The sequence below is a fragment of the Ferroplasma sp. Type II genome (assembly GCF_000496155.1).
On sequence record NZ_KI542743.1, the window covers coordinates 1 to 19,418 of the forward strand.

Below are 19,418 nucleotides of genomic sequence, written 5' to 3' on the forward strand. Positions count from 1 at the left end.
CTTATCCCTTATGCTGTCCTGTATATCTTTCATGTCCTTATCAGAGAATCTATCCATCACATTCCAGAAATCCTGTGAACTTGCCTTTGGAAATATTATGGATGCATAATCCCTGTTCATCCACTTTTCCATACTGTTCTTTGAGCATGGATCTGATAAACGGTTCATTACGAATAGAAGCATATAATCACCAGGTGACATACCATTTCCCTTATGGCCTATGATGCGGTTCACAGTATCTCTGAGACCAATTTTCTTGTCCATGTACAGTACAGATAGTGTAGAACCTGCAGTATAGCTTTTCAGTACAATATCATTGATCCCATTCTCAAGAATCTCTGCAAGGTTTGCAGCTGTACCCACACTTACTTCTTTCACAACTGTTGGTATACCGCCAATACGTTTCTTCCACCTCAGAACAAGGTAGCGATTCTTTCCGGAACGCTTGAATGTGTAATATGGCATAGTATAAGTAGTGTACCCACATTAATAAACATTTGGATTGTAAATAGTATAATAAATATGAATATCACAGAAGAAAGCAGTATTAGTAATAAATATAATATTGTGTACCCACACTATGAGAGTGAAAAAAACTTGTAAAACTCTATGTTTCCAGTAATATTATTTTAGATAGATGTAAAGTCACGTATTCAATGATTTTTTATAGATTATATAAATTAAATTATATACAAAGTTATGAAACTGAATATGATAAATTTATTAAAAAGAAGGAACAAATTAAAAATACAACATCATCGGGCGGGAATTATATCGTAAACATAAAGACAGAATATGGAAATAAATTTATCAATATTGTTAATGAAAATTATGAAAAGGGTGAAATAACATTGAATGAGGCCTTAACATATTTAGGTATAAAAATCAAGACCTATGACAAATTAATGGAAGCCTCTGGGTTAAATTGTGGAAATTTATGGATGTAAATATATTATTTGCCAAATAGCTCGTTAAATTGTTAAACTGCGTTTTGTTTCTGGTTATTACATTCTGGTTCCAGTTCGGGATATGATTTTGATATTTCGTCTAAAATCCTGCATTTTATTTTTAACACGGCTTCATGAACTCCAATTTTCCCAGCAAGAATTTCCAGGTGGCTATCATACCTGGTTAGCTTGTGCCTGACATAATTAACCATTATCCTTTCTAGAAACTCCCTCTCAGAGTTTTTTGAAATTGGGATAAAATCATATTTTTCGAACTCTATGGACTTTGATTCGTGGAAATCATTATAATTCCTTACAGCGTTATTCAATAGAGCATCCATAGAAATGACCCTTATTTTGAACTCCATTAAATCTATTTGGGAAAGTAGCTTTTCTTTCTTTGAGGCACTTATCTCTTTCATTGTTCTGGAACGTTTTTCAGCTTTTTTCTTATAAATTTGAAAATCTTCAGACAGTTCAGCTTTTTTAATCCTCGCCATACTGTAAAGCATCATGGGAGAAGCAGATTTATATATTGGATTGGGTACTTTTCGATCTGGGTGTTCAAGAATTTTTTTTATCATGCTTTCTGTCCATCCTCGTTCTTTGAGTTTAGATTTATTTAAAAATTCCTCTTTTTCCTTGTATTCTTCATTGTTAATCTTTTTTCCATTCTTCATTATCATCAAACCTGGTAGATTATTGCAAATTGTATTATAAAATTAATTTGTAATAGATAAAAAAAGGGAAAAAATAGTTATTTTTAGTTTATTCAGATTTTGAAAAATTCAGGTTATTATGAAGTGCAGCCAGTACAAGGTATCGGGAGATAGACACTCCTTCCTTTAATGCCTTTTCCTCTATTACCGCCTTTTCGTCTTTTCTGATATATACACTGATCTTATTATATTTGTTAGTGCTAATCATGATATAATTAACACTTTATAAGTTATAACCTTTTTGCATATGTCCTTACCTATTTTTCAAATCTAAAAAGGACTCGTAGCAATACAAATATTTATAAATGTCCAACCTTTATATTTTTGAAGGGATATATTATCCCGGGGAATCTGATTTCAATGGCAATTAAAAACAATGACTATAATTTGGTAAATGTTGCATTTGTGGGATATGGGTATATTGCACAGTACTGGGAAAAAGCAATATCACAGGACGGCAGGATAAATATTGCCGGAATATATGATAATGGGATAGCCGGTTCAAAAATTACCGGGTATAAGATGTATAATAATTTGGTAAATCTCCTTGAAAATCGTCAAATAGATGCATACATCATATGTACACCAACACATGACCATTACAGGACCGCAATGGAGATTCTCTCCTCCGGTAAGAACATAGTTGTAGAGAAGCCATCAGTTTTGAATATGACAGAATATAATAACTTGCTCAGGAAGGCTGATGACTCCCACGCCTTAATCTATAATGCATTCCATTTTGTCTATTCACCTGAGATAGCATGGTTCAGGTCATCACTACCGGCACTCTATGACAGGCTCGGAAGGATAGGGAGTTTTTATTCATATTTTTCTGATCCATACTTTACCGGTGGCAAGCTCAAAAATAATGCCTACAGCCTTCTGGGCAGCTGGGTAGATAGTGGATCAAACATCCTGAGCCTTCTGTACTCCATATTCCCAGATATATGGATAGATTCATTATCATTCGGTGACAGTTATGCTGGCAAATATTCTGACATTTTCTCCACTGCCTCAATGGGATTTGCAGATACAAATAACAGTGTGGGCTTTGGATACGCTGTCATCAACTGGGCTTCAAACATCTCTTTAAAATTTACAGATTTCTTGTTCCCCGAAACAAACTCTAGAATACGCCTGAACCACTCAGAACTTACAGCTACACTTACAGATGGAGACACGAATGAATTGTTGTTTTCATCAATAAGGGAAAATCGGCTACTTGCACATTACACCGGGCTAGTTGATTCAGTATATGAGTCATTGTCTGCAGCACGCGGAAATGAGGAATTTGGAAAAATGGTGTACAGTACCATGTATGGTTCACTGGATAATGGTGATTCAGATGCCTGAAAGCAGATTCTCCAGAAAAACTGAGAATGCAATAAAAAAATTCACAGACCGAATAGAGCCATTTAAGGTATTCAACCAGTGGCTCGATGCAATAGGAGATGGAAAAATTGGTCGCAAGGCCATAGTTTATTATGGCGTGGGTGGTATTGGCAAGACGAGATTAATATCCGAATTAATGGCAACGGTAGACAGAAGAAAGAGAATCCCAGGCGGCCTGACCATAAACGTCCTGTTTGCTGGTATGGATATACACGAATACAATTCCCCGGCGGCCGTTTTGCTAGGCCTGCGGAAACAGATAAAATTTCCATGTGTTCTTTTTGACTATGGCATGGTTAAATATCTCTCCTTAATAGGAAAAACAACTGACCAGATCAGGGAATTCATACCGAAAAACAGTGTTATGTGGGATATAATTGGGGATATTCTTGAAGCAGTACATATTCCTGTTGCTCTTGTGGATAAGATTGCCATAATGTTGAGGGAAAGATCTTCTAAACAGTTTAAAGAATATCATGATGAGATAGATGCAGTTGATGCATGTGCCAGAAACCCAAAGGAAATATCCGACAGGTTGTCCCATCTTCTAGGAATAGATATTTCCATAGCATCTCATAATAAAAATTCAATTTTTGCCATATTCCTGGATTCCTACGAGTCAGTATACAAAAGACAGGATTTTGCATCCTTAAACAGTATTCCGGATGAATTCATACAGGAGATGGTACTCTCCGCAGACAGAACACTATTCATAATTGGAAGCAGGGAATATATAAAATGGGAGCAGGAAGACCCATCATGGAATGAAATACTGGACCAGCATATACTTGACTATCTCAGCTATGATGACTCAGATTATTTCCTGAAATCTGTTCCGGTAGAAGATGAGGCTATAAGAAAGTCAATAATAGAGTCAAGCAAAGGTCTTCCCTTATACCTTGACCTGTGTGTTGAGATTTATTTAAGAAATAAGGAAATTGGTATTTCTGGATATGATTTTATTATGCCAACCAGTGAAATAATACCGAGATTTCTATCACATCTCTCCAGTGATGAACGGACTCTCTTCACGGCACTGTCCTATATACACTTTTTTGACTTTAATATTTTTGAAGTCTTGGTCAAGAAACTGAACATACCATTTGCCCTGTCAAATTTTGAGGAGATAACAGACCATTCATTTGTTCTGCGTGTTGAAAACACCGAAGGTATATACAAAATACACGACAATTTTTATGATTATGTAATAAACAATCCATTAAGCAAGAGTAAAATTGCAGTAATGGACCGCATATTTTCAGGGATGATAAGATACCTTAATGACAATAAAAAAAGTATTCCCTTTGATTCAATGTTGTTATTCTACCCTAATATCATGAATCTTCTTCTTTATATGCCTCTCCAGAACATTGATATGGGAGAGAAATTCCTTGAACTTTCTATATTCCTTATTGATGGTGGTTACTGGAACGTTGTGGGGAATATTTCAGGTAGGATTATGAATGCACATCCAGATGATCAGAGAATACAGTTCCTTTATGCTGCCTACCTCAGAAAAACTGGGAATGCTACAGAAGAGCAGCGATTTACTGATGAATATTCAAATAGAAGATGGATTATTTGGCCGTTACAGCGACTATATTTCATATTACAAGGCCGATGTACTGCGGGTGATGGGAAGATTTTCTGATGCCAGAGTCCTCTTCCATGACATATCCTCAAAATATAAAAATGGTAGCGGCAATGAGCTTTATCTTAAATCCCAGATACAGATCGGAGACCTTACGTTCCTGTCCGGTAGATTTAGAGATTCTATGAAAATTCTGGAATCTGCATCAGGGGAAACGAACATGGATTCTGGTATTTATGCAGAGTTGCTCCGGATAGAAGGCCATATTTATAGATTTAATTTCATGCTTGAAGAAGCTATTGGAAAATATTTTAATTCATTAGAACTGGCCAGAACACTAAATATTCTTGGCCTGCAGGGAAAAATATACAACAACCTTGCAGAATCATATTGCTGGATACAACCCGAGAAAGCCATTGAATATGGCAATAAATCCCTTGAAATAAATAAGAACCTCAATGCTCCAGTGGAATACGGCAAAACTTATGCTGCCATGTCCATAGCATGCTCCATGAATGGAGATTTTTCCAGCAGTTTAAAGTACTCAGACATGGCACTCTCAACACAGGAAGGAATAAAATATCCCGGAGGAATGCTTTATGCCCATGGATCCTACTGCCTGCTATACCTAATGAGTGGAAACCATGATAAATTCATGATGCATTACAGTGAAATGAAGAACCTGGTGCATAGACTTAACGCAGTCGAATTTACTATGATCCCCTATTATATATATCTTAATTCTCCTGAACTCAAATATATAGTAGAAAATATGCAGTGGATTGATTTCACCAAAACGTTGAATAATGTAAAGGCAATATTTGGCTCTTAGAATAAAAAGATAATTAATTTATCTGTACCTATTGAAGAAGTCAATAGTTTCCCTGTACTGCCTTATCATATGGTCTTTCTCAGTAAAGCCGTGCCCTTCCCTGGGATAAATTAGCAATCTTGCATTTTTTCCGTTTTCTTTCAGGAATCTGTAGAATTCATAATATTGGCCAATAGGAACATATGGGTCTTCCATTCCATGCATTAGGAGTATTGGTGTTTTGACATCATGCTTCATTCTTATTGCAGAGAATTTATCATATTTTTGGAAGTCATAGGGATTCTGGTCCATATGAATCCTGTCCCAGTTATAGAGATTTGACACTCCATGAAAGCTGATCCAGTCAGAAATTCCAAAAAGTGATACTGATGCCTTGAATAGATCGGATTTCATTATGGCAAGTGCAGACATATAACCACCGTAGGAACCCCCTGTTATGTATATTCTGTCCGTTTTTATCTTTCCCTCTTGCTTTAGATAATTTATACCTGTTATCACATCCTCGAAGTCCATTCCTCCCATATCACCTCTGTTAGATTCTGCATATTTCCTTCCCATTCCTACGCTTCCCCTGTAATTGGGTAAAAAAAGAGAGAACCCGGCTCCAAGGTACATGGTAGTTCTGTCTATAAATGCCGGATATGAGAATGATGTGGGACCTCCATGTATGTAAACCACCAGCGGATTATCCGGACTTTCTGCCCTAAAAAAACCATAGATTTCTTTGCCGTCTGTGGATTTCCATTGAACCGTCTCTGAAGGGTAAACCTTCAGTTTTTGCAGTTCCCCATTAATTGAAGATTTTATTTTTTTGCCCGATTCAATTTTAACAACTTCTGCTACTTCTTTCTCACTGGAATATGCAAAAACAAAAACATTGCCATTGGTTGAGAATGCAGGTGCAAATGCTGGAAATATAATTCCTGCCCCTTTCCATATTTCGCTCTCCGTATCAAGGTTCCTTATAGTAAATGTACCTTGTTTGTTTTCAAGTGCATACATAGAATCTCCAGAAAACTCTATATGGGAATATGTAGAATCAGAACCCTCTGTGATATTCTTTACCTTCCCATTTTCTATTACTATAATATCTCCGGATATTACGCCTCTGTCACTCATTATGGATTCAAGGAAAGCCACTCTGTTTTTATGGACTTTTATCTTTCCAAGTTCACGGAAATCCGGATCATAAACCATTTCAATTTTACCATCCAGATTTATCCTTGAAATTTTAGACCTGTACCAGCAGCTTTCCATTGGTTTCTCTGATGTTACTGCGTATATGTTTTCTCCGTCTGTGTCAAATTCCCATATATGAATATTTTTGGTTATTTTCCTGATGCTTCCGGCCAAATCTAGTATATAGAGTTCACTTAATGGTTCATTTTCTTCGAAGAAATAGGCATCATCAGGCCCCTTTTTCTCGCTTACTTTGGCAGTGAAAAGTATTTTTTCATTCATCCACATTGCTTGCTGGATGTTGCCCGTAACGCTAATGTTAATCTCTGACTCACCGGTTCCTGTTATGTGCAACCCTTTTTTATCTGTATAAAGGAGCCTTCCATCATTGGAAAAATCAATTGACACGATATCCATTCCCTCTATTATGTGGTCTAAGGTAAAATCCTCTTTGTATATGTAAATATATTTATGGAATTCTTTTTTCTTATACTCCCTGTAAATACAAGTTGCAAGTGCTGCAACTTTATTTCCTGTACTGTCAACTATAACCTTTTCAATGTTTTTTAATGCCAGTAAATCCTCTATTTTATGATCTTCCATTATTTTATAATTCAAATTCCTATTAATACTTGATTATACACTGCTGCATTTTTCAATATACCAGGCAGTTTGCCAATTCTATGGAATATGTAGGTTCTATGTATTTCCCCTTTAACAAGTATTCTCTACCTGTTAATTAAAAGATCTATGGATTATTTATATGCGTTCCGGCTTCATTCTTACATGCTTTGAATTATTTCTTCCTTTCAAAATATGAACAGTTACCATCCAGTTTCCATATTCCCTTTCTTCATACCAGATTTTGCCCCATGTATTACATTCACAGAATCTTTTTCAAATTACTAAGATCCATAAGGAAATGGCCATTTATCCATCAAATAATAAATTAATTAAATTTTTTCATAACTCGCCCATGACATAATTTTTAAAATGTTCTAAATAATATTAATTTTTAAATTTTTATCATAAAGTATCAAGTTCAAATATTGGTAATGCTTCTGTAGGAAAGCATTATATACTGTCACTTCCATGATATCTGAAGAAAAGAAAAAAAATCTTCTTTAAAGATTACTAAAGAAAAAATGAAAAACTAGACTACTAGACTGAATCGTGAACATAAAATATACATGTTTATGCTCCATTGCTATACAAAGAATAAAAATATAATATATTATCCAAAATAGCCTATGTTGAAGATTATTCCATTAATAATTTTTCTATTTTTTTATCCAATATTTTTCTTAGTATTAATGGCATCAAAAGCAAACCAAATAATATGAGCACATAAATAGAAAATGTTTTTATGATTGCATTCAGGTTGAAGGGATTTGTTGTGGATGAAGAAGCTATAAAACTTGCAAGTGAGATAAAAAAACCTATTGTTGTAAATATTAATAAAAATATTGTAACACTTGAATAATAATACATTTGACTTTTTATATTATCATAATTTCGTGATTCTAAAATTAAATATATGTTGCCTATATTAAAAGCCATATATATCGATTCAATCCAGGCAAGCATTGAGATAAAAAACATAAACCCCAATATTCCCGGTGTTTTTCCATATAAAATTATCAAGACATGTATTTCCATTACAATAATAATTGTTGATATCGCTACTAATACTGCCAAATAAATGAAAAGTAAATTAATAATTGGGTTTATATATTTTTTGACTGATTTTACACTAAGCATAATTGGATAACATTTATTTATTAATAAATATTTTCAGCATATAATGCTTGATTATCCCGAACATTATTTCTCAATATACCAGGCAGTTTGCCAATTCTATGGAATATGTAGGTTCTATGTATTTCCCCTTTAAGAAGTATTCTCTACATGTTCATTAATAGGTCTATGGGGTTTTTATATGCGTTCCTGGATTATTTTTCCCCGCTTTGAATTGTTTCTTCCTTTCAAAATATTCACAGTTGTCACCTTTTATACAGAAAAATTATTAGCTATGTAAATAATAACAATATATGGTACATTCAATACTAAAAATGGAAAAAACTGGGAAAATATATATCCCAAAGAAAATACGCAGAAAATATGGAAAGAAATTTTTTATTGTACCATATAAAGATAGAATTGTTCTATACAGTATGCCAGATAATCCGGTTGAAGATTTAATTAAAATTGGAGAAAGCTTAAAAGATATTCCGATAAAAGAAATTAGAGGAGAGGTATACAAAAAGGCGTATAATGAAATAGACAGACACTAATTTTCAAATGCCAATATTGACATCTTTAGATTGACTTAAAGATGGATCGAAGAAAAGTTTAAAGATTTTTAAAATTTCAATGCACTGCTTCAAAGGGTAATAAAGTCAAGCTCTTTAGTTTTCAGTCGAACCTGTATAACCTATCTGATTCAAATTAACAGTATATATTAATACAAAAAAACACTATTGCAAGAAATACAATAAATTATATAATTAAGATTGTCTATATGGTAGTTTCAAAAACGTTATATATAGTTAATTATTAAATAATATATGCAGCAATCGGATTTTTATGGAGAAATAAAAAAAGTAGTGAAGAGTCATCCAGCAACGAACAATGATTTTATTAACAGATTTTCCAGAGGAGATATAACCGATGAGGAATTTAGGCGATTTTCCATTGAGTTTTATCATTTCACGAGGGAATGGCCAGAAATTCTGGCACAGTTGTTGGTGAGCACTGAAAATGAAGATGACGCCTATGAACTCACAGGGATCCTAGTATCTGAGCTGGGAAGCGGAGATTCCGGAAAGAGACATGAGCTGCTTTACAGGAGATATTTAAGATCCATAGGACTAAAGCCCGAGGAACTGGTAAAAAGGGAACAACTTCCAACCACTAAAGCCTGGCTTGACGGCATGAGAAAATATTTCTCATCAGACCACGCAAATGCATTAGGTGCAGAATTTGCCCTGGAAAATATGGCTATACCAATGTGGGATAAATTATTGCCCGGATTAAAAATAATAAAGGAACGGAAATATAAGGACATGGACATGCTTTATTTTACATTTCACAGGGAATTAGAGTCAACACATGAGGATGCCATGGAGAATGTTATAGGAGTGCATAGTAATGACCAGAAGGATAAATTCATAGATAGTGCGAAGGGAATTCTTGATCTGGAAGAAAAATTCTGGCTCGGATTGTTTGAGAAAAAATAAGTTTTCTAAATAGAATAATAAAAAATTTTTTAGATGTTAATCCCACTCTGATTTCCAGGAAAACTGATAATTTTTGTCTTTTATTGATTCGGCCTTTTCAGTAGGCAAAAGCCATTTATATGATTCCACCATAATTGCAACCTCGTCCGTTTTCTTTGCCCCGATGCTCTTTTCCACAACACCTGGCTGCGGTCCATGTATCATGCCGTGTACATGCATTGTTATTGATTTCTCACCAATACCCTTTCTGCTCATAAAATTGCCAGAGGAATAGAAAATAAGCTCATCTGAATCAATGTTATTATGGTAATATGGTACTGGAATTGCCCGCTCGTGGTAATCGAATAACCTTGGCAGAAAAGCACCTATCATAAAATGTTTTGATTCAAATACAGTGTGTACCGGTGGTGGCATGTGCAGTTTTCCGACTACTGGGGCGAATTTATCTATATTTATCGTGAAGGGATAGAGATACCCGTCATAGCCCTCCAGATCATTTACTGGATATTTTCTTGTCATCTTCAGGTAGTAGTTTCCATAATCCACCATTATATGGTACTCCCCTTCACCATCATTGATTTCATTAAATTCTGGTATTTCAATATCCCTGGTGTAATATGGCATACCCTCTTTTATCTGCCCATAAGGGTTCATATAATTCCCAGGAATGTCAATATTATCCATTGAAATAGTGAAAAAGAAAAAGGACCTTTCATTAATCATAGCACGGTAAGTTGTTCCCTTTGGAATGTATATAAAGTCACCCTGCCTGAATCTGAGAGTGCCAAAGGGTGATTCTATGGAACCTTTACCGGACTGCACATAAAATACCTCATCACATAGGGCATTTCTGAAATACTCATCTGGTGTTGCATCGGTGTCAATTATCCCTGTGGTTGTTGTATCATTGAAAAATAGTATTTGCCTACCTGTATAAAAATTGTCAAGTTTGCCAAGAGACCCTGTCTTAAGGTGCCTGTGCTCTATCAAATCCACGGCGGACAGTTTTTCCCTGTATTCCACAGATGTGTTTTCCACCTCTGCAGGGTCATACCTGTGGTACAGTAAAGAATATTTTCCATCAAAAGCATTCAATCCGAACAGTTCCTCTTTGGGAATATGTGACCTCATATCATAGGTATGGCGTTGTTCAGGCACCTTTCCCCTCTTTACATAATAAACCATTTACACCACCCTGTTTACAAGATTACCGAGCTGTTTAGATTCCAGCCTTACCTCATCACCGGCCTTGAGCCAGCCGTATTTTTCTGGGCCAAGTTCCAGTATGCATCCAGTACCAAATGTTCCGCTTCCAATTACATCACCGGGAAGTAGTGGTACCGAGTCTGAAGCCCGTTCAAGCAGTTCATTAAAGTCGAAATAGATGTTTTTTAAATTATTCTGTGAATACAGCTTTCCATTGACATATCCTTTTAATTCTATATTGATTTTTCCATTTTTTGAATCCTTCGTGATTTCATCCCTCGTGACCAGAAATGGTCCAAATGATGTGGCATAATCCTTCCCCTTTGCCGGGCCAAGCATTACCTTCATTTCCTCTTTCTGGATATCTCTGAGACTCCAGTCGTTCATAATCAAAAATCCGAATACAGATTCCATGCAGTTTTCATGGCAGTCAATTATTTTCCTGCCTATCACAGCAGCAACCTCCATTTCATAGTCAAAAGCCCTCGTTTTTTCAGGGTATTTTATGTCATGCCCCGATGGATATACATTTGGAGTACATGAAAAATAGAATACAGGAAAATCATACCATTCTTTTATCATTTGCAGTCCTTTATTTTTTCTTGCATTTTTAACGTGATCCTCAAAGGCATAAAAATCTCTGACTGACCGCATATTTGGAATGGGTACGCCGTATTTCGGATTTTCAGGTTCTATGGAATATCTTTCATCTGGTTTTAGATTTATAATTTTACCGTAAAGGGAATAAAAATCCTTTTCCAGATCACTTTCCTGCAATTCAAGCATTGGTGCCATCTCATAGTATTTTCCATTACTGTATATACAGTAACGGTAACTTCCAGAATGTTCTATGAGGCAAATTTTCATAGATTTCCCCTCAGAGCCTGTTCCCTTTCAATTGATTCAAAGAGCGCTTTAAAATTCCCCGCCCCAAAGGATTTGGCACCCTTCCTTTCTATGACCTCAAAGAATAAGGTTGGCCTGTCCGTAAGGGGTTTTGTGAATATCTGTAGAAGATATCCATCCTCATCACGGTCTACCAGTATATTGAGTTCACGTAATCTGTCTATATCTTCATCCACATTTCCTACTCTTTCTGTCAGAGTGTCATAGTATGACTTGGGAGTTTCAAGGAACTGTATTCCATTTTCCTTCATCTTTGAAACAGTTTCTATTATATTATCGGTTTTCAGTGCTATATGCTGGACACCCTGAGAATTGTAGTAATCCAGATATTCCTGTATCTGGGATTTTTTTAACCCCTTTGCAGGTTCATTTATTGGAAAAACTATACTGTCATTGTATTTCACAACCTTCGACCGCAGTGCAGAATAATCAGTTCTGATCATCTTGTCATCAAATGTTATAAGCTGGCTGAAATTCATATTTTTTATATAATAGTTAACCCACTGGTCCATTTCTCCCTCATAAACATTTCCAACAACGTGGTCTACCCTGTATATGCCTGTATCCTCTGAATCTGCTTGTTCATCCCTGTATCCTGGAAGAAAACCCTTATAATCGCCTTTCTCTATTAACGTGTGAAGTGTGTCACCGTATGTCATCATAACTGCTTTCCTTATTTTTCCATATTCATCCTTTTCCTCTTTTATTGAGGAAACTTTTACATTGTTTGCTTCAAGATGTTTTTTTGTATAATCAATATCTTCTACCTCAAGTGCTATATCCCTGACTCCATCTCCGTGAAGACTAACAGAATCGTTGATTTCCGATTCCTTTTTCATTGAGCTGGTAAAAACAAGGTTTATATCTCCACTGTTCAGTAAAAAAGATGATTTTTCCCGGTTTCCAGTTTCAAGTCCAGAGTATCCCCTGAGACCAAGACCCAGTCCCTTTTCCACAAAATATGACCAGGTTTTCGCACTGGAAACATAAAATTCTATATGGTTTATTTTTTTAAACAATTCATCACTGGTGTACATATAAACATATTTACATGATTATATTTAATAATTTCGTTAATTTTATATGCGTGTTAATCTCTAGCATAGATCTTTACCATAGAAAGGAATTTATTTATATAAAATTATATTGAAGAATTATGGATAAGGGCGAGCAACTGCTCTGGACACCTGAACAGGAATATGCCAGAGGATCTTATATGCAGAAATTTATGGATTATACTGCAAGGCGTGCTGATATCAGGATTAATAATTACGAAGAGTTGTGGAGCTGGTCTGTTCACAATTCCGAAACCTTCTGGATATATATTGCAGATTTTTTCCACGTAAATCTCGGCAATTATTCCTCTGTTCTATCTGAAAATAATGTTGATACATCGTGGTTTCCCGGATCTCTACTGAATTATGCTAATTATGTATACAGCAGGAGAAACAGTGACAAGGTGGCAATAATTTCCCATAATGAATCAGGTGGATCCAAAACTTTATCCTATCGTGAACTCTGGCACCGGGTGTCTGGCTTGGCTGAATACCTTAATGGGAACGGTATTGGAATAGGAGACCGGGTCTGTGCCTATATAGGAAATGTACCGGAGGCCATAATTGCATTTCTTGCCTCAGCATCTATTGGTGCAATATGGTCATCCTGTTCCCCGGACTTTGGGATTAAGGGAGTCATTGAAAGATTTTCACAGATATCCCCAAAGGTGTTTATTGTGTCGCCTGAGTATTCATACAACGGAAAGGTTTTTCAACGGACAGAAAATGCAAAAGAGATTTTAAAATCGCTTCCAGATGTCAGTGTGGCAATCACCACTGGCAGTATTAACATGGACGGCTTCCTTAGAATGGACTCAATTCCGGATTCAAAGGATGATTATAAACCAGTAAATGTAAGCTTCTCACATCCACTATGGATCCTTTATTCATCAGGAACAACAGGAAAGCCAAAAGCCATAGTTCACGGTCATGGTGGAATAATTCTGGAACACTTTAAGGTTTTAGGACTTCATATGAATATAGGGGAAAAAAGCATATTTACATGGACAACAACCACAGGCTGGATGATGTGGAATGTCCTTGTAAGTGGACTGATTATGGGTTCAACTATAGTGCTCTATGACGGAAGCCTGTCATATCCTGATTTGGGAATAATATGGAAATTATCGGACAAATACAGAATTACGCATCTGGGTATAAGCGCAGCATATATTGAATCCCTCACACATACCTCACTGAATATTTATAATGAATATAACCTAAAAGAGCTTGAATTTATAGGATCAACTGGCAGCCCGCTTTCACCTGAGGGCTTTGAATATGTTTACAGGAATATCAAAAATGATGTGTGGCTGTCTTCACTTAGTGGTGGAACCGACCTCTGTTCAGCCATCTGCCTTGGCTCTCCCACATTGCCTGTATACAGTGGCATGATCCAGTGCAGGGGGCTTGGCTCATACGTGGAAGCATTGAGTCCGGATGGGAAGCCCCTAATAAATAAAAAGGGAGAACTGGCAATAATGGCTCCTATGCCAAATATGCCTGTATTTTTATGGAGTGACCCTGAAAAAAAACGTTATTATGAAACTTATTACAGTTTTTATCCTGGCATATGGAGACACGGCGATTTCATATCCGTAGACAGCCATGGTAGAATAATAATATATGGAAGATCCGATTCCGTACTGAACAGAAATGGCATAAGAATAGGAACAGGTGAGATATATTCATCTATTGAAAGTTTGGAGTTTATAAGGGATTCTCTTGTAATAGGCTTTAATGATTCAAAGGGTGTATACAGGATTGCATTGTTTGTTGTACTTAAAGGCAATTTCACTATGGAAGAAAAAATAATAGAAACCGTGAGGAAAAAGATAAGAAATGATTTGTCTCCAAGGCATATACCGGATTATATTCTACAGGCCAGGGATGTTCCATATACATTGAATGGAAAGAAAATGGAGATTCCGGTCACAAGAATCATAGAAGGTAATGTCCTAGAGAGCATTATTAACATGGATTCTGTCAGAAACCCGGATTGCCTTGATTATTATATTCATATCCACAGCATAATTTATTGATTCATGTGCGTTATAATTTTATATGGATTGCACATGTATATATATGGAAAACCATGATGGAAATAAGGATAACAATAAAAATTCAGATGCACTGTACAATACAGAAAATGATCTATCATCCCCATTTGGACCTGATGACCAGAGAGGAAACTTGAATCTTATAAACCCACAGAAAATTATAAAATCTCTTGGAATACCAAAAAAAGGGAATGTTTATCCTATGTCCCATATTATATATAATGGAATGGCGGACCGGCCAACACACGGTCCATACTTCTTCAACCTATTATTGCGCCCATATGACAATGGTTTTACTGAAAAATACTCAAACAAATACGGGCCTTCAATTGGGAGGCTAGAAATGTGTGACCATACTGGAACCCATATTGACGCCCTTTCCCATATGGCATACAACGGGAAATTTTTTAACAATATATCCGTGAAGGATTCACTGACAAACACAGGATATAAAAAACTGGGGATAGAAAATGCAGGGCCAATTATAACAAGAGGAATTATGATTGATTCAGCAGCCGCAAATGGTGTTGATATTCTTGAGGGCGGTTATTCCATAGGGACAATTGAGGTCAAAAAGTTTCTTAAAGATAATAACATAGTTCCAGAACCCGGTGATGCCATATTCTTCCATACAGGTGCCTCAAAGTTGTTTTCAGATCCCGAGGAATACGATAAATTTTATGACTCAGCTGCAGGAATAGGCTTTGGCCTAGCAAAGTACATGGATGAAATAAAAATTTCAGTAACTGGTAGTGATACGCCATCATCGGAGGTTGTACCCCCAGAGGATCCAAAAACAAGATTGCCGGTACACCAGTATCTCATAGCAAAGGCAGGGATACATATCATTGATAACCTTAACCTTCAAGCTATGGCAAAGGATAAGATATACCATTTCCTATTCATATGCTCGCCTATATCCTTCATGGGTGCCACAGCATCACCTGTGTCGCCAGTGGCCATAGTCTAGGGTTATGCATATTTCTGCTTAGCTTTTTCATTTTTATATAATTTGTCAACTGTATATTTTTTCATGAATAGAGATGCCACAGCAACCTTAATTTCATACGTTCTTGATTCAAGTGTAGGAGAAACCAGGATATTCAGATAATCCCTTAATTTCACTCTATTCCCACCGAAAAGATACAACCTAATTTTAGTAAAGCTTATTTTGTGTTTCAAAATTTTTTGAACTTTCTGTGAATGGAAAATTGAAAGCATCTGAACATAAGAATTAAGAATATTATTCAGAGAATTATAGGAAAATTTTCTGAATGAATCAATATCATTGAATGCATGTGTTACACTTTCACTTGAAACACGGTAATATGTGAGTGTTTCACTGTCCAGTTCTATTGGCATTCCTGATTCAAGGGCGAAAAGGTACATTAGCGTATCAATGCTCTTAGTTACTTTAGTCAACGACTTTATATCTATAATTTCTTTTTTTATGTTTATTGAGGACATATTGAAATCTGGATTGTCGTTGTAATATGCTATTGTTCTTCCATTTTCATCAATTGCCGAGAATTTATTATGGATATAACAAAGTTTTTCATTGTCTAAGAATTTTTGATGGACATAACTCAGTTTGTTTGGATAAAACACATCGTCGTCATCAAGGAAACATATAATATCACCGTTCGCTACACTAAGTGCTTCAAGAATTTTGCCGGAAAACCGTTTATCCTCACTATAAAGATTTTGTATATTGTTCTGTTCAGCGAATTTGTCAATAGTTTCATCATTGAAATTCTTTACAAGGATGATTTCATATTTATCTCTGGGAAGCGACTGGTCCGTAACTGATTTTAGAGCTTCTAAGAGGTATTTCTTCCTGTCATAGGCAGAGACAATAACTGAGATGTAATTATTATTTCTATTCATTCTAACACCATTTTACCACAATATATAATATGTTTAAATTATTTTATGAATCTGAAGAGCCTGTCATAATTTCCTTTCTTCTCATTATAGGCAAGACTTTTTGCAAGGTATTTTATGGCGCCGAACCTGTCAGGTATCACGGATATTATGTATCCCATCTCCTCCTGGCTAATCAAACGGAAGATCTTAATTTCCGCCAGATAAATAAGAAGCCCTCCCAGTATGTAAATGAATATGTTAATCATGGTGTAGGGGAATAGTCCCTGTATTGTGAATATTATGCCGAACATTATTAAGGATGAAATCCATATTTTTACTATTCTGGAAATATCATAATTATTTACACCGAATTTCCGGGAATAATAATAGACTATTGCAAAATTAACTGCATTCATGGAGGAATAGGCTACTGCTGCTCCTATTATATTGAATCTTGGAATCAGGATAACTGAAAGGACAACATTTGATGCCAGCGCAAAGCCGGATGAATATATGAAGATCTTTGTCCGTCTTATACTGGATATACCTGATGCCAGCACTGTTGTGCCAATAAACACAGATGTCACGAACATTATTATAATAAGGGGCAAATAGGCCATTGTATATGCTTTTCCTGCAAATTCAAATAATAATATTCTGGATAAGGCTGCTATACCCAGTGCTGCAGGAATGTATATCAAAGAGACTATGTTTAAAAGTATTCTTATGCTATTTCTAAAACCTTCCTTGTTATCCAGTGAGAAGAAAGTTGAGAGCTTGGGTATAAGCAAATTTGAAACAGGAGCTACGAGAAAGGCTGCGGCAGATGCAATTATAAGTGCAAAATTATAAATTCCCAGAAATGAGAGATTAATAAAATATGATACAACTATCCTGTCAATATAGGTTGCGCTTGTCCCCATTATGGATGAGAAGAATAAAGGTATTGAATAATAAATAAGATTATGGTAAGGTTCTTTTACACTCTTTGTCTGTAATCCGCTGAGCTTTCCATATATACGGTATACAAAAAATAGGAAGAGCATTGCGCTTAATATGTTGATTGAAGCCAGACCTGCAATGAGATATACGGATTGACCAGTTAGGAAAAGCATAGAAAGGGGAAAGAAATATGTGAAAATATTAATGAATATATAAATAAGGGAATATTTTTTATACTGGTTTAATCCCAGAAGCATGGCACCAAAGACGTTTATCATTACTGATCCAGCTATTGCAATGCCTATAAGTTTGATGGAAAGAGTATACGCACTGCTATGGAAGAAAAGCATTGCAATCTTACCAGAAGCAAGAAACATGAAAATAAATGCTGCAAGTGCCAGCAGTACTGAAAATGCAATTGTCTGCCTCATCAGTCTCATTATGGCAGAATGGTTTTCCCTGACAAGATGGTATGAAAGGTAGTGCTGGATGCCGTTAGATAGACCAAAAACAAATACAACTGCCATTATATTCATAATTGCATATAATAGCGATATTGAGCCGACTATATTGACCGGCAAAATATGAGCTATAAAAAAGTAGAAGATACTGGACGATATGAACATTGATGCCACAGCCGAGTATTGGAATGTGACGCCAGAACTAAAAGATTCAGTTATGCCACTCAATAATACGTTATATAAAATCCGCATAAAAACTTATGCATAAATATACTTCAATAGCAGTCAGACTACGTACATAAAAAAGGCATAGAAAACCTGTGTATAACAGGATTTCTTATCATTTTATCAACATCAGCAATTTTTCCCTGTTTTTCATCATTTATAATTAATTCAATATAAAATTGAATATAAGTTTTGTGAAGCAGTAATACTAACTAAATGTACGTATGGCGTTTCATCTTTTAACAGATAACCGTTCCAGAATATATTTTACTTTAGTCTGACAAAAAATAGTACATTTATACGGAATCTCGGGATGGTTTTCTGGGACAGGAACTGGACGATATGAAAAGAAATAAGAACGGGAGCTCTTACACGTTTTCGAATCATTTATCTGGATGAATATGCCATGGCACCAGTATTAAAATCAAGGACGCTGAAATATTATAATACGAAAGATATCAGAGACTCTGGGTATGTGATACCATAAAAAATTATGGTGAAATGCATACATATGGAGGGCAAAGAATGCCATAAACCATGATTTATAAGTAAAAATATTATCACTGATAGAAATTATAATATAAGGTGAATACAAACGAAGAAATTATGCAACTTTCTATTTATTATACTGACCATATTATATGGTAAAATAAATATATTAATAGACACTATTCATTTAAATGAATTGGAAATGGCTATCTATTCTAAAAGGGAGGGTATTTGGGGATAGAAAAACAATAAAATACAGCAATATACTTATTTTCATATCTGCCTTATTTGCTATTTTATTTTCATTNT

The 19,418-nt window shown here is 35.4% G+C and carries 17 protein-coding genes and 1 pseudogene; 8 read left to right on the top strand and 10 right to left on the bottom strand.

Annotated elements, in window-relative coordinates; genetic code table 11:
• Positions 1–465: pseudogene (locus tag AMDU4_RS08945) on the bottom strand (transposase); the annotation flags it as partial.
• Between the two features lie 191 nt (positions 466–656).
• Here AMDU4_RS08945 and AMDU4_RS08950 point away from each other — a divergent pair.
• Positions 657–947 (top strand): hypothetical protein, encoded by a 291-nt coding sequence (locus AMDU4_RS08950; RefSeq protein ID WP_021787657.1) that lies wholly within the window; start codon positions 657–659, stop codon positions 945–947.
• A gap of 32 nt (positions 948–979) precedes the next feature.
• Here the strand turns inward: AMDU4_RS08950 and AMDU4_RS08955 are convergent, their stop codons facing one another.
• Both AMDU4_RS08955 and AMDU4_RS08960 read right to left on the bottom strand, forming a co-directional pair.
• Positions 980–1,633 carry a hypothetical protein gene (locus AMDU4_RS08955; protein WP_021787658.1) on the bottom strand — a complete coding sequence of 218 codons (654 nt, stop codon included), beginning with the start codon at positions 1,631–1,633 and terminating at the stop codon, positions 980–982.
• A gap of 82 nt (positions 1,634–1,715) precedes the next feature.
• A complete protein-coding gene (locus AMDU4_RS08960; RefSeq protein ID WP_021787659.1) occupies positions 1,716–1,874 on the bottom strand; it encodes a plasmid mobilization protein in 159 nt (52 codons plus the stop codon).
• A 152-nt stretch (positions 1,875–2,026) separates the two neighbouring features.
• Between AMDU4_RS08960 and AMDU4_RS08965 the strand changes: the two genes are divergently transcribed.
• The 3 genes from AMDU4_RS08965 to AMDU4_RS08975 are packed head-to-tail and all read left to right on the top strand — an operon-like array spanning position 2,027 to position 5,481.
• Complete coding sequence (locus AMDU4_RS08965; RefSeq protein WP_021787660.1) at positions 2,027–3,019, top strand: Gfo/Idh/MocA family protein; 993 nt, start codon at positions 2,027–2,029, stop codon at positions 3,017–3,019.
• On the top strand, positions 3,012–4,709 hold the full coding sequence (locus tag AMDU4_RS08970; protein WP_021787661.1) for an ATP-binding protein: 1,698 nt from the start codon (positions 3,012–3,014) through the stop codon (positions 4,707–4,709). The genes AMDU4_RS08965 and AMDU4_RS08970 overlap by 8 nt, the downstream gene beginning before the upstream one ends.
• Positions 4,690–5,481 (top strand): tetratricopeptide repeat protein, encoded by a 792-nt coding sequence (locus AMDU4_RS08975; RefSeq protein WP_290704805.1) that lies wholly within the window; start codon positions 4,690–4,692, stop codon positions 5,479–5,481. The genes AMDU4_RS08970 and AMDU4_RS08975 overlap by 20 nt, the downstream gene beginning before the upstream one ends.
• Before the next feature lie 18 nt (positions 5,482–5,499).
• Here AMDU4_RS08975 and AMDU4_RS08980 read toward each other — a convergent pair whose 3' ends face one another.
• Positions 5,500–7,263 (bottom strand): S9 family peptidase, encoded by a 1,764-nt coding sequence (locus AMDU4_RS08980; protein ID WP_021787663.1) that lies wholly within the window; start codon positions 7,261–7,263, stop codon positions 5,500–5,502.
• A gap of 657 nt (positions 7,264–7,920) precedes the next feature.
• Positions 7,921–8,421 (bottom strand): hypothetical protein, encoded by a 501-nt coding sequence (locus tag AMDU4_RS08985; protein ID WP_021787664.1) that lies wholly within the window; start codon positions 8,419–8,421, stop codon positions 7,921–7,923.
• Positions 8,422–8,732: 311 nt separating this feature from the next.
• Here AMDU4_RS08985 and AMDU4_RS08990 point away from each other — a divergent pair, with 311 nt between their 5' ends.
• Both AMDU4_RS08990 and AMDU4_RS08995 read left to right on the top strand, forming a co-directional pair.
• The gene (locus AMDU4_RS08990; protein ID WP_290704807.1) at positions 8,733–8,954 is read left to right on the top strand and encodes a hypothetical protein; all 222 of its coding nucleotides are present in this window, start codon (positions 8,733–8,735) and stop codon (positions 8,952–8,954) included.
• Positions 8,955–9,227: 273 nt separating this feature from the next.
• A complete protein-coding gene (locus tag AMDU4_RS08995; protein WP_021787666.1) occupies positions 9,228–9,899 on the top strand; it encodes a TenA family transcriptional regulator in 672 nt (223 codons plus the stop codon).
• A 36-nt stretch (positions 9,900–9,935) separates the two neighbouring features.
• On the opposite strand, the gene AMDU4_RS09000 is transcribed toward AMDU4_RS08995, so the two are convergent.
• The 3 genes from AMDU4_RS09000 to hppD are packed head-to-tail and all read right to left on the bottom strand — an operon-like array spanning position 9,936 to position 13,048.
• Positions 9,936–11,084 carry a homogentisate 1,2-dioxygenase gene (locus tag AMDU4_RS09000; RefSeq protein WP_021787667.1) on the bottom strand — a complete coding sequence of 383 codons (1,149 nt, stop codon included), beginning with the start codon at positions 11,082–11,084 and terminating at the stop codon, positions 9,936–9,938.
• Positions 11,085–11,972 carry a fumarylacetoacetate hydrolase family protein gene (locus AMDU4_RS09005; protein ID WP_290704810.1) on the bottom strand — a complete coding sequence of 296 codons (888 nt, stop codon included), beginning with the start codon at positions 11,970–11,972 and terminating at the stop codon, positions 11,085–11,087.
• Complete coding sequence (gene hppD, locus AMDU4_RS09010) at positions 11,969–13,048, bottom strand: 4-hydroxyphenylpyruvate dioxygenase (RefSeq protein WP_021787669.1); 1,080 nt, start codon at positions 13,046–13,048, stop codon at positions 11,969–11,971. Before hppD ends, AMDU4_RS09005 begins: the two co-directional genes overlap by 4 nt.
• A 119-nt stretch (positions 13,049–13,167) precedes the next feature.
• On the opposite strand from hppD, the gene AMDU4_RS09015 reads away from it, so the two are divergent.
• Both AMDU4_RS09015 and AMDU4_RS09020 read left to right on the top strand, forming a co-directional pair.
• Positions 13,168–15,108: an acetoacetate--CoA ligase gene (locus AMDU4_RS09015; RefSeq protein ID WP_021787670.1), complete on the top strand. Its 1,941-nt coding sequence runs from the start codon at positions 13,168–13,170 to the stop codon at positions 15,106–15,108.
• A gap of 43 nt (positions 15,109–15,151) precedes the next feature.
• Positions 15,152–16,096: a cyclase family protein gene (locus AMDU4_RS09020; protein ID WP_021787671.1), complete on the top strand. Its 945-nt coding sequence runs from the start codon at positions 15,152–15,154 to the stop codon at positions 16,094–16,096.
• A 2-nt stretch (positions 16,097–16,098) separates the two neighbouring features.
• Here AMDU4_RS09020 and AMDU4_RS09025 read toward each other — a convergent pair whose 3' ends face one another.
• Together AMDU4_RS09025 and AMDU4_RS09030 are read right to left on the bottom strand one after the other, a co-directional pair.
• Positions 16,099–17,013, bottom strand: a complete 915-nt coding sequence (locus AMDU4_RS09025; protein WP_021787672.1) for a glycosyltransferase family A protein — start codon at positions 17,011–17,013, stop codon at positions 16,099–16,101.
• A 38-nt stretch (positions 17,014–17,051) separates the two neighbouring features.
• Positions 17,052–18,623, bottom strand: coding sequence for a polysaccharide biosynthesis C-terminal domain-containing protein (locus tag AMDU4_RS09030; RefSeq protein ID WP_290704813.1), 1,572 nt, complete (start codon positions 18,621–18,623; stop codon positions 17,052–17,054).
• Positions 18,624–19,418: the final 795 nt, after the last annotated feature.

Bases quoted from the DNA above. Each gene is read 5' to 3' on its own strand.
- AMDU4_RS08950 (WP_021787657.1), top strand. From the start codon at position 657: ATGATTTTTTATAGATTATATAAATTAAATTATATACAAAGTTATGAA.
- AMDU4_RS08955 (WP_021787658.1), bottom strand. From the start codon at position 1,633: ATGATAATGAAGAATGGAAAAAAGATTAACAATGAAGAATACAAGGAA.
- AMDU4_RS08960 (WP_021787659.1), bottom strand. From the start codon at position 1,874: ATGATTAGCACTAACAAATATAATAAGATCAGTGTATATATCAGAAAA.
- AMDU4_RS08965 (WP_021787660.1), top strand. From the start codon at position 2,027: ATGGCAATTAAAAACAATGACTATAATTTGGTAAATGTTGCATTTGTG.
- AMDU4_RS08970 (WP_021787661.1), top strand. From the start codon at position 3,012: ATGCCTGAAAGCAGATTCTCCAGAAAAACTGAGAATGCAATAAAAAAA.
- AMDU4_RS08980 (WP_021787663.1), bottom strand. From the start codon at position 7,263: ATGGAAGATCATAAAATAGAGGATTTACTGGCATTAAAAAACATTGAA.
- AMDU4_RS08985 (WP_021787664.1), bottom strand. From the start codon at position 8,421: ATGCTTAGTGTAAAATCAGTCAAAAAATATATAAACCCAATTATTAAT.
- AMDU4_RS08990 (WP_290704807.1), top strand. From the start codon at position 8,733: ATGGAAAAAACTGGGAAAATATATATCCCAAAGAAAATACGCAGAAAA.
- AMDU4_RS08995 (WP_021787666.1), top strand. From the start codon at position 9,228: ATGCAGCAATCGGATTTTTATGGAGAAATAAAAAAAGTAGTGAAGAGT.
- AMDU4_RS09000 (WP_021787667.1), bottom strand. From the start codon at position 11,084: ATGGTTTATTATGTAAAGAGGGGAAAGGTGCCTGAACAACGCCATACC.
- AMDU4_RS09005 (WP_290704810.1), bottom strand. From the start codon at position 11,972: ATGAAAATTTGCCTCATAGAACATTCTGGAAGTTACCGTTACTGTATA.
- hppD (WP_021787669.1), bottom strand. From the start codon at position 13,048: ATGTACACCAGTGATGAATTGTTTAAAAAAATAAACCATATAGAATTT.
- AMDU4_RS09015 (WP_021787670.1), top strand. From the start codon at position 13,168: ATGGATAAGGGCGAGCAACTGCTCTGGACACCTGAACAGGAATATGCC.
- AMDU4_RS09020 (WP_021787671.1), top strand. From the start codon at position 15,152: ATGGAAAACCATGATGGAAATAAGGATAACAATAAAAATTCAGATGCA.
- AMDU4_RS09025 (WP_021787672.1), bottom strand. From the start codon at position 17,013: ATGAATAGAAATAATAATTACATCTCAGTTATTGTCTCTGCCTATGAC.